9 protein-coding genes and 3 pseudogenes are annotated in these 11,215 nt (G+C 44.8%); 3 read left to right on the top strand and 9 right to left on the bottom strand.

Translation table 11 applies throughout. The features are described 5' to 3' along the window. Window positions 1–397, top strand: a 397-nt coding sequence (locus tag HEN21_RS22900) for a hypothetical protein (protein ID WP_286192512.1), incomplete at its 5' end; no start/stop codon positions are given. 243 nt (window positions 398–640) lie between these two features. Then, window positions 641–914, top strand: a pseudogene (locus HEN21_RS21920) (IS3 family transposase); the annotation flags it as partial. Between the two features lie 111 nt (window positions 915–1,025). Here HEN21_RS21920 and HEN21_RS21915 read toward each other — a convergent pair. After that, window positions 1,026–1,193: pseudogene (locus tag HEN21_RS21915) on the bottom strand (isocitrate/isopropylmalate family dehydrogenase); the annotation flags it as partial. 535 nt (window positions 1,194–1,728) lie between these two features. Between HEN21_RS21915 and ompT the strand changes: the two are divergent. After that, the gene (gene ompT, locus HEN21_RS21910) at window positions 1,729–2,682 is read left to right on the top strand and encodes an omptin family outer membrane protease OmpT (RefSeq protein WP_176251762.1); all 954 of its coding nucleotides are present in this window, start codon (window positions 1,729–1,731) and stop codon (window positions 2,680–2,682) included. A gap of 249 nt (window positions 2,683–2,931) precedes the next feature. On the opposite strand, the gene appY is transcribed toward ompT, so the two are convergent. The 8 genes and pseudogenes from appY to HEN21_RS21870 form a co-directional block, all read right to left on the bottom strand. Then, window positions 2,932–3,681 (bottom strand): DNA-binding transcriptional activator AppY, encoded by a 750-nt coding sequence (gene appY / locus HEN21_RS21905; RefSeq protein WP_000386784.1) that lies wholly within the window; start codon window positions 3,679–3,681, stop codon window positions 2,932–2,934. A 548-nt stretch (window positions 3,682–4,229) separates the two neighbouring features. After that, window positions 4,230–4,340 (bottom strand): annotated as a pseudogene (locus HEN21_RS21900) (tail fiber assembly protein); the annotation flags it as partial. 19 nt (window positions 4,341–4,359) lie between these two features. After that, window positions 4,360–4,653 (bottom strand): hypothetical protein, encoded by a 294-nt coding sequence (locus tag HEN21_RS21895; protein ID WP_024213919.1) that lies wholly within the window; start codon window positions 4,651–4,653, stop codon window positions 4,360–4,362. A gap of 10 nt (window positions 4,654–4,663) precedes the next feature. Beyond that, on the bottom strand, window positions 4,664–5,368 hold the full coding sequence (locus HEN21_RS21890; protein WP_176251928.1) for a tail fiber domain-containing protein: 705 nt from the start codon (window positions 5,366–5,368) through the stop codon (window positions 4,664–4,666). A gap of 9 nt (window positions 5,369–5,377) precedes the next feature. Then, window positions 5,378–5,659, bottom strand: a complete 282-nt coding sequence (locus tag HEN21_RS21885) for a hypothetical protein (protein WP_001205336.1) — start codon at window positions 5,657–5,659, stop codon at window positions 5,378–5,380. Then, window positions 5,659–7,908 (bottom strand): prophage tail fiber N-terminal domain-containing protein, encoded by a 2,250-nt coding sequence (locus HEN21_RS23645; protein ID WP_183082939.1) that lies wholly within the window; start codon window positions 7,906–7,908, stop codon window positions 5,659–5,661. The genes HEN21_RS21885 and HEN21_RS23645 overlap by 1 nt, the downstream gene beginning before the upstream one ends. Window positions 7,909–7,972: 64 nt before the next feature. Further along, window positions 7,973–8,572, bottom strand: coding sequence for an Ail/Lom family outer membrane beta-barrel protein (locus HEN21_RS21875; protein WP_001228227.1), 600 nt, complete (start codon window positions 8,570–8,572; stop codon window positions 7,973–7,975). 67 nt (window positions 8,573–8,639) lie between these two features. Next, the coding region (locus HEN21_RS21870) for a host specificity protein J (protein ID WP_183082938.1) at window positions 8,640–11,215 on the bottom strand (2,576 nt) is incomplete at its 5' end.

The raw sequence follows: 11,215 nt of genomic DNA, 5'->3' as shown, positions 1-11,215 counted from the left end.
CTATCACCACAATAGACCACATATCAAAACATTACAAAATATCTTAACTATGAAAAAAAATGTTTTTATAATATTTCTAAGCATTCTCTGTACAGGAGCCGTTGTGGAGCATCCTCACTTAGACAGTAGTGTCCCAATAAACGAAATAATCAATTGCCTTTCCAGGTCCATCCATGAAAGTGGTTATATAATGGATCTCAATGGCACCAGGCTGCCTATTAATGCAAAAGAATTCGCAACATACAAAATGTCAAACTTCTCTGGTTCATTCTGGATCGAATATTCAACAGAAGGAAGACCAATAAGGGAGACTGGTATAAAAGATGCTACACAGGAGAGTTATAATGTTCTGAATGATGCATTGCGACTATGTAGTGAGACCCTGACAAGATATTGACGTTCACAATCAATGTGTTTACAGACCACACTATATATATCAACTAGTCAGTTTTCCGAAATTGCTGAGCATAAATCAAGGCTGAACATTTCATCTCCGACAGTCCGCTGGCGAAGATTTTTTCGGATTTACCTGTGAATTATCGATGCAAAAAACTGTATATCTGCGGGTTTGTATTAATATCCTAACACAGACATAAAAAGTCTATCATTGCGCTTAACTTATCACAGATACGGGAAAAGCGAGCTAAAGAAAAAGCGACAACGAATTGAAATGGAAAACGAAATATTTAAAAAGGCTACCGTGCTCTTGATGCGGCTCCCTTGAACAGTTCTCGATAATCGGGAAACTCAGGGCGCGTTATCCTGTGGTCACTCTCTGCCACGTGTTCAGGGTTCATCGCAGTAGCTACAAATACTAACCAGACGGCAGACGTGCCGTATTACGCTGTCAGGTACTTGAGCTACATGCCATCAGCCACGGTTCGGCCGGAGAAAAAAGCATCGCCACAATGAGTAGAACTGCTATCTGCCCCACCAAACTATCAGGGGGTTTTGATAACCCTTAGCAAGCTAACAAAAAAACGGGCGTGTTATACGCCCGTTATAATATTTAACACATGTAGTGATTACATATTCTTGATGATCGCATCACCAAACTCTGAACATTTCAGCAGCTTAGCGCCTTCCATCAGACGTTCGAAGTCATAGGTTACGGTCTTCGCGTTGATTGCGCCTTCCATACCTTTAACAATCAGGTCAGCCGCTTCAGTCCAGCCCATATGGCGCAGCAGTATATAAAAACATTAAGTTCAATTCATTGATATTTAATGATAAAAATTATTTTATTGTCTTTTTATTAGCCAAAATCAACTTTATTCAACCGTTTGATTTCATTGACGTTCGTTTTTATTTTGGGGAAAGGTTTTATCTACCATTTATATCAAAATTACAAGCCTACATTTTATTAACATCTCAATACATGTGAGGCCTTGCAGACCTTTGTGAGGCCTTATGTGTCTCAGTTTTGTCCCTCTTTTTTGTACTAAAAAACATAGTAATTGAGGATAAACCTCATGCTATTTTCGCTTATATGCCTCTAAAGGCATGGCACTTAAATAGATAAAAGCACCACAAAATCATAAAAAAACCACACAGTAAAACCGCAATATGAAACAATAACAGATAATTAAACCAAAAACAGATAGCGCATTGTGATAATCATTCAATACTAAACAAAATATAAACAGTGGAGCAATATGTAATTGACTCATTAAGTTAGATATAAAAAATACATATTCAATCATTAAAACGATTGAATGGAGAACTTTTATGCGGGCGAAACTTCTGGGAATAGTCCTGACAACCCCTATTGCGATCAACTCTTTTGCTTCTACCGAGACTTTATCGTTTACTCCTGACAACATAAATGCGGACATTAGTCTTGGAACTCTGAGCGGAAAAACAAAAGAGCGTGTTTATCTAGCCGAAGAAGGAAGCCGAAAAGTCAGTCAACTTGACTGGAAATTCAATAACGCTGCAATTATTAAAGGTGCAATTAATTGGGATTTGATGCCTCAGATATCTATCGGGGCTGCTGGCTGGACAACACTCGGCAGCCGAGGTGGCAATATGGTCGATCAGGACTGGATGGATTCCAGTACCCCCGGAACCTGGACGGATGAAAGTAGACATCCTGATACACAACTCAATTATGCCAACGAATTTGATCTGAATATCAAAGGCTGGCTCCTCAACGAACCCAATTACCGCCTGGGACTCATGGCCGGATATCAGGAAAGCCGTTATAGCTTTACAGCCAGAGGTGGTTCCTATATCTACAGTTCTGAGGAGGGATTCAGAGATGATATCGGCTCCTTCCCGAATGGAGAAAGAGCAATCGGCTACAAACAACGTTTTAAAATGCCCTACATTGGCTTGACTGGAAGTTATCGTTATGAAGATTTTGAGCTAGGTGGCACATTTAAATACAGCGGCTGGGTGGAATCATCTGATAACGATGAACACTATGACCCGGGAAAAAGAATCACTTATCGCAGTAAGGTCAAAGACCAAAATTACTATTCTGTTGCAGTCAATGCAGGTTATTACGTCACACCTAACGCAAAAGTTTATGTTGAAGGCGCATGGAATCGGGTTACGAATAAAAAAGGTAATACTTCACTTTATGATCACAATAATAACACTTCAGACTACAGCAAAAATGGAGCAGGCATAGAAAACTATAACTTCATCACTACTGCTGGTCTTAAGTACACATTTTAAGAACGCCAACTAAAATTTCCCCGAGGTGAAAATCGCCCCGGGGAATAACTAGCCATTTCAATGTAACAATTAACCCTTAAAATAAACCCAGAAGGTTATTAACTAAATCACATAGAAAACCATCAATTATAGTGTGTATAAAATAGGCGACAGCAACCCAATTACAAATTAATGGTTCCAGAATATCACATCAAAAAACACGCTGTATAATATTATAATTAACATGTAGACAACTTGTAATAAATATTATCAGTCAATTGTTTTGTTTATTCCATCTGTGACGCCGATTATTTTCTCAAAATAATGAGATGGCGTGACACCATAATAATCTTTAAATGCACATATGAAATATGAAGTACTGTTATAGCCACATTTCTGGGCTACGACATTGATAGAATAAGAGTTTGAAGTTATGAGTTTTTTTGCATACCTCATCCTAGTATCTCTCAATATTTCAGTAAATGACGTTCCTTCATCCCTTAATCTTTTTTTTATTAAACTTTCACTCGTATAAATCAATTCCGCAATATCTTTTAAATGCCATTGCCGCTCAATATTAAAACTGATTATTCCAGTAATTTTACAGGTAAATGTATTTATATTTGTTAGTATAAATGAATTTACACTTTCGCGTTTTTTGAACATGGCAAGTAAGGATATACATAGTCTTTCTTTTAACCAAAGGGAGTGTGAGTCTGCTATTTTAATCCCTTCAAACAGAGAAAAAACAAGCGATAATGGAGGTTCCTCTTCAGCAATATAGCCATTCTTATCAAGAGTAAATTTGCCAGGCAACTCATTATTCACGTCGATAAAAAAGGATAAACATGTTTTCTTATCTATATCAACAATTCTTAGTTTAGAGGGGCATACTGGTAACTCTCTTCTAATTTTGTCGCTTACAATAAACAATGAATTTTTTTTGAACGAGATAACTCTCCTGTTTATAATTAAATCAAATGATTGACAGATGAAAACTACGGAGCAAACATAATCCATCTTGCACCTATCATAAAATTAAAACAAGTTGATAGTAGTCAAATAACAACCAATTAAATACACAATCATAATCAGGATGATGTGCATTTATATTTTTATACACAAAATTATAGTTTGCAAATTTTAATAAATTTCATTTAAGATTAAATTATTATATGTATATTGTTTTTTATTCTAACGTATTTCAAAGTTACATTTTTTTTCAACAATTACTATGCTTTTTATTAACATAAACTCACTACAACGCACCTGAAACCTCTTGCTATATATATGTCAACCGTTTGAATTTAAAATAAAAAGAGTATCATTTTTACTTGCATTTCTTATCAAGTCACATTCAACAACAGTAAAAAAACATTATTAGAACCATTCAATTAACAAAAAACCAACATCCAGCTTGCTTAATTTTTCTTTATTAAACGATATTGAAAATCAATTGATAAAATACATCTAAACAACCTTTTGGGGCGCAAAAGCATAACATCAAACAAACAAATAACACACCGAAAAAACTCACAATTAATAACCTATGATATACATACTGTTTATTATGGTTGAATAAGCCACTCGATATCTGGTGCTACGGAAGTGTCCACACGGTTTAGCAGCATCCGATACTTTTTCCAGGCTTCCAGCAACGGGGTTTCTTCCTCCGTTGCATATACAGCTCACCTTTTTTCACCCACGATTAACCAACAGCCAGACCAGCAGACACGCCACCACCGGCACAGCAAAATCCATCAGGCTTGCCACATCCCACACGCGCGGATCAAAACCGCCCCACCACGGCATGTTAATCCTCTTGCCATGCCCAAACATTTCAATCCAGCGATATTCTGCCTGGGTGTGTTCACGCGCAATGAAGAACGTACAACCGGCTATCGCCCCGTAAGCCCAGTTCCCGGTAAAAAGACCAATCAGTAGCTGCGCAGCCACAGCACAAAGTGCATGAAGAAAAGGTGTTATATCCATTACTCCTCCTTTATCCGATATCGCTTCGGGAAGTTGATAACAACTTCAATTCTGACTCAAGTTCATCAACTCTTTCAGTCAGTTTCTGGATATGGTGAATCAGTGGAACAACCAGACGTTCGTACATTACACCTTCGGCAACAAGGCCATTGCTGGAAATAGCTTCAGGAGCATCACTCTCGTTAGCTGGTCGCCAGTGTACAAACTGAGGGGCAATTTCTCCTACTTCCTCGGCAATCAATCCGTAGAATCCCCAGTCACGCCTGTCATTTTCGCATTGCGACCTGTACCACACAGGGCGCATCCTGAAAATGAGATCGGCGTGCTCTGAATCTATCGTCTCTACTGAATGTTTATAGCGGATAGACGATGTTGACCGCAGAACAGACGAAATTGCGGGGTCAGGATTAAGATAAAGGTTTGCCGCAGCTGTAGTCGTGGCCAAATTCCATAAATAAAACGCTTCACGACCTGTCAGTGGATAAAAATCTCCACCATAACGACCGCTTTCCAGATCGTTCACTTCCACTTTGTTTTTCAGCTTATTATCCACTTCTGTTTTTGTGTATCTGGTACTGATATCCTGCTTTGCACTGTCCATATCAGTCTGAAGCGTTGATACTTTTCCGCTAATTGATGAAATATCTTCCTTAGCTTTACTGACATCCCCCTTTAGCTTGGTGATATCTCCTGGAATTACTGTCGATGTAGCCATTTCTCTACCTCACATCCAGCCACGAAGTTGATGCTCAACAACAACCGCGTATTTATCGAATATTGACGATTTTTTTGCATCATTAATGATGCGCACGTTTACAAAATATCCGTCTTCCTTAACACATACCGGCTCGCCATCTTCAGTAAGTTCTCCGGTTTCTTTGTACACGTTACCTATCACATCAATGAGAACATTGTTCTGCATTACCTCGTCATCTTCATAACCAATGCTATCCATAAAGGCCGAAAAGTCGGCCTTGTTTATGAATTTGAGGGTTAAGTCTCGCATTATATTCTTTCTCCCATTTGTGCATCTGTCAGTTCCTTATGCCAGATACGTAAATTGCGCACGTGTCCAAATAAATGCCTGTTACCTGATATTGATTGACCGCCTATATTTATTGGCCCTTCTGTATAACGTTGTCTTGTGTGTTGTGATACATCAACAGCGCCAAAGTTACCGTTTATAACAGCACGCAATTCTTTCTGCTCTGTAAACTTAAACCCAGCAATAAACCTGCGGGTTGTCCTGTTACAGTAGGCTTTATACTCGGTCTTTGTTCCTTTTCCGTTAGTTATAATTGAGCGCGCGCCTCCAGAGGTAAAACCAAAATACATATAACTTTCATCAGCAACATCCGTTGTTGCGCCAGTTATTGACACGTTAAGAAGCCTTGCTGAACCTTCACTGTTTGGCATTTTGTCCCAGTTGATATTAACTTCCATAAGAACGCTTAACGGAGGTGTTGACCAGTTCAGTCTTATTGGCATTATTACCACGTCACTAGCCCGTGTAACTGCCACATCTGATGTAACGATAAATGATGATGCACACGATCCTTTTTCAAATTGCGGCGTAGTAAACATTATCTGATCGCCTTTTTTGATCGCCCTTTTATCTGCTCCCATTTCAAAGCGCCCATACATGCTTTTTGCTTCTGGTGATTTATATGTAAATTCGACGCGTAACCATCCGTTAGCTTCTCTGTATATGACATGATTTACAGCATCCCCACCAGAAAAACCTAAAACATCACCAGTTTCGCAATCTATGTAGGAACCAGCTACCAGCGTGTTGCTTGTACCGTCATCGTTAACGAAAGATATTCTGGGTCTTAACGTTATAATACCTTCTCCATTTATCTTCTTAACCCTACAGGACAAAGTAACAGATTCATTTGCAGCAACATCAATAACCCTACTGTATCCAGTAGATATTATCGTCGCCCTTTCAGTAGTTGATGTTTCCTTTACATCGAACAAACCATATTTAAAACCATATTCATCAACCGATGTGGTTATTTCTATATTCTTGTCGTCATAATTCCATAATGAAGGATTGTTACTATTAGTAAATGTATTTGTCCTCTGACCTTCAATTAATAAACCTTCCTTTTCAAAGCGCGGCTCGTTAATTTCTGCAAAAGCAAATGAACCTGATTTGTTTATATACGTTGCAGAAGTGGAGCGAGTGAAAGATACAACCTTCTCTGATGGAAAAGTAATAACATCATCACCGATAGTTACTTTTTTATAACCAGGAGCGAAACCAGTAATCATTTCCAGTGAATCGTTAAACGGTATCCACACATCGGGAAGCGGCTGCAAAACTTGTTTATACGGCTCCGCAGCCTGGCTTGCATACTCTCTGGCTGCGTCTTCACTCGCTTTTGCAGCCGTCTGGCTTGCAGCTGATGCTTTCGCCGAGTTAGCCGCCGCAGTTTCGCTGGCTTTAGCATTTGTTTCGCTGGTCTTCGCTGCCGTCTGGCTGGACTTTGCGTTAGTCTCACTCGTTTTCGCTGCTTTCTGGCTGTTAGCCGCAGCAGTTGCTGATCCGGCTGCTGAAGTCGCAGAACCGGCTGCCGCGCTCTCACTTTCAGCTGCTGCAGCCTGGCTGTTTTTCGCCGCAGTTTCACTGGCTTTGGCATTCGTTTCGCTGGTTTTCGCTGCCGTCTGGCTGGACTTTGCGTTGGTTTCGCTCGTCTTTGCGGCTGTCTCGCTATTTTTCGCGTTGGTTTCTGATTTTTTGGCTGCTGTCGCGGAGTTTGCCGATGCAGTCTGCGAGGCCGCTGCCGCCTGTGCGCTGTTAGCTGCATTCGTTTCTGAGGTTTTCGCCGCGTTCTTCGATGATGCCGCAGCCGTTTCGGATTTCTTTGCCGCCGCTGCGCTCTGAGAGGCGGCTTCGGCGTTGCGTGCCGCTTCTTCCACCATTGCCTCAAAACGACGCAATGCCTCCGGCATGACATCATCTTCCGTCATGGCACCGAGAAAATCATTCAGCGTACCAGGTCTGGAACCTTCATAGACGGTAATGATCCCGGCATGTGAAGGCGGAAAACCTTCAACCAGCAGGGTGACGCTGTACTGACCATACTCAACATCCATGCTGTAACGCCCGGCTTCATCCGGATTTTCAGAGGCCACCGTGTTCACCAGTACCGTGGTGCTGTTACGCTTTGCCTTCAGTTGAATAGTGCAGTTCTGTATTGGTTTTCCCGCACCATCTTTCAGCACACCTGAGATTTTTACTGCTGCCATATCCACTCCACAAAAAAGCCCGCCTGAACCGGCGGGCTGTCATAACACTGTGTTACCTGGCTAATCAGAATTTATAACCGACACCCACGATAAAACCGTCAGTGCGCCAGTCGCCACTGCCGGAGCCTTCATAAGCAAGGTCAATGGCCACGGATTCGGTCGGGTTAAACTGCACGCCAGCCCCCCACGCCAGAGACGTGTTGCTGTGGCGACCGTCATCACTTCCGGTCAGCACATCGTGCGTTTTCCCCTTGTTATCTGTTACGCGGAGATAATCCCCGGAAAACGTCGAAACACGGCTGTAAGCCACACCCGCCATCGCATAAGCACTGAACCATTCATTCACGCGCACAGATGGCCCCGCCATCATGCTGAACCAGCGGTTACGCACTGAATCTTCATGCCAGCGGGTATCGCTGTAACGGGTAATCTGGCGATTCTTGTCTCCGGCATAGCTGAATGACGTCACCATCCCCAGCGTGTCCGTAAATTCATAACGGTATTTCACGTTAATGCCCTTCAGGTCATCGTTGCCGGGCATATCTGTATGGGAGTGAAGATACCCGGCGCTTAGTGTGGACTGATGCTCTGCTGCACTCGCTGGCGTACCAGCGGCGACCAGCCAGACTACTGCAGACAGAATAACAGCACATAATTTACGCATAATTACCTCTCGCTTTTCTGCAATAAAAAAGGCACCATTTCTGGCGCCCGTATTTGGGTTATAAAATTCAACTGATACTGATACCGGCTGTTGATTTCTTCATCACGACAACAAGAAGGTCGCTGATACTGGTCGTTGGCGTCCAGTTATTAGCACCATATGAAGAAACATTGAAAGTCAGGGTGACATGACCGTGTCCGGCAGGCATATCAATGACGGATGAAAATACCCTGCTGACATCCGTCGCGGGTTGCTGAAAGATTTCCTGTCCGTTCTTCAGCACCTGCAGCTTACAGGTTGAATACCAGTATGACTGTTGGTTGTTGCTGTTGAAGTTTTCATGCTTACCACCGCGAAACAGAACGGGTGGGATTACTATCTGACGGTCAAAATCCTGATCATCGTACACAGTGACCGTTATTGTACCGCTGGCATAACTGCCATTTCTCGGAAAGGCTTTTCCCACCGTTTTGACAATATCACCTTCAATCTGGTTGGCAGACAGTTTTCCCAGAATCCGACAGTTCTGGTTAATCGTGACATTATTGAGCGTCCCGGAGTTCGCATTCACGTTACCGCTGATATCGGCATTTTTCGCCGTCAGCCGCCCGTCCGGTGTCAGGGAAAATACCGGAGGATTGCCGCCGCTGGTAATGGTGGGAGCCGTCAGATACTTCAGGAACACTTCGTTCATGAATATCTGGTTGCCCTGCGCCACAAACATCGGCGTTTCATTCCCGTTTGCCGGGTCAATAAACGCGATACGGTTAGCGGCAACCAGGAACTGGCTCAGTTTGCCTTCCTCTGTATCCTCCATGCTGAGGCCAAGCCCCGCGACATAATGCCTGCCGTCTTCGGTCTGCTCAATTTTGACGCCCCACATGGCATTCCATTTATCGTTGGCGTCTTTCCACTCTTTCGAAAACTCCTCCAGTTTGCTGGCGTTATCCTCCGTCAGCTCGACTTTTTCCAGCAGCTCCTTGCCGAGATGGGATTCGGTTATCTGGCCTTTGAAAAAATCCAGGTAACCTTCCGCATCATCGCTCGCCCGACCGACAGCCTCCACGAATGCCGATTTGCCAACGGTGTTCACACTGCGAACGTAAAAATAATAATCATGACCCGGCTTAATATTGATACTGGCAGCTATCCAGTACAGCGCCGTGCCAAGATAGCTGGCTGTGGTTTCAACCTGCCTGATATCCGCAATCCGCTTTTCCGAGAACCAGAACTCAAACTGTACCGTCGGATCATAAACGGCAAGATGCGGCGTGGCGGTTATCTGAAAATAGCCCGGCGTCAGCTCAATCTGCGACGGTGCTGCCGGTGCGGCAATCCGGAACGATACCGACGCCGGATCGCCCTGCTGCCCCCAGGCATTTGCCGCCCGGACCGTCAGTCTGTAGTTTCCCAGCGCCAGTTGCCTGAAGCGGTATGTGGTTTCCGTCGTCCGGGCCGTGCTGACCAGCCGCTCACTGCCGTCATCCGCTGCCACGGTCAGGCGAAGCATAAAGCTCACCCCCTTCACCACCTTCGGCGTATCCCAGCGCGCCAGCACCTGGTATTCCCCGCTGTCTGCGGTGACTTCTGCGGTCAGGTGCTGCACTGCTGGCGGCGTGACACCGTTCACCGTTCCGCTCTGGTCGCCGTCAAAGTGCGCCCCGTTATCCACGATGGCTTCTTTCTCCGGCACATGCTGCACGGCAGTGATGGCATACGTGCCGTCATCGTTCTCACGGATACTCACACAGCGGAACAGGCGCTGGCGCAGCGTCGGCAGCTTCAGCCCCCATACGCTGTATTCGGCAACACCGTCAGGAACACGGCTCACTTTTACCTTCACGCCGTCGGTGACGGACTGAACCTCCACGCTGACCGGATTGCCACTTCCGTCAACCAGGCTTATCAGCGTGGTGCCGGAGGATGGCAGCGTGATTTCACGGTCGAGCGTCAGCGTCCGGGTCTGGCTGTTCACCGCCAGCACGCGACCACCGATGCTGATACCGGCATAGTCATCATCACAGATTTCAATGACATCGCCCGGTACATGGCGAAGCCCTTCGGCACCCACGCTGAAGTCCACGGTCTGCGTTTCCAGCAGTTCCGTTTTAATCAGCCACAGCCCGGCGCGGTGCGCCTGCCCCCGGCTGGTACAGCCAAAGGCATCCATCTTCGTGACGTTACGACCGTAACGGAGAATGGCCTGCGTATCTTCAACAAGCTCTGTCGCCGTCTCCCAGCCGTTATCCGGGTCAATCCAGTTCACCTCAACGGCATTATGGCGGTCCTTCAGGGCGCTGAAGCTGTAGCGGAACGGCGCGCCATCATCCGGCATCACCACATTACTGTGGTTATAGGTCCACACCTTATCCGACGGTCGGTCCTGCACGAACGTCAGCGTCTGCCCGTTCCATACCGGCATACAGCGCATCGCCGAACAGAAATCACTGAGCACATCCCACGCCTTACGCTGTGTGGTCAGGTAAGCGTTACAGGTGATGCGCGGCTCCGTGCCGCCAAAGCCGTCCGGCACTGACTGGTCGCAGTACTGGCCGATGACATACAGCGCCCATTTATCCACATCCGCCGCACCAAGACGTTTCCCCATGCCGTAGCGCGGATGGGTCAGCATATCCCACAGAC

Origin of the sequence: Escherichia sp. 93.1518 (genome assembly GCF_013368915.2) — a bacterium.
Classification (GTDB): domain Bacteria; phylum Pseudomonadota; class Gammaproteobacteria; order Enterobacterales; family Enterobacteriaceae; genus Escherichia; species Escherichia ruysiae.
This window is presented reverse-complemented; position numbering and strand designations above follow the sequence as displayed.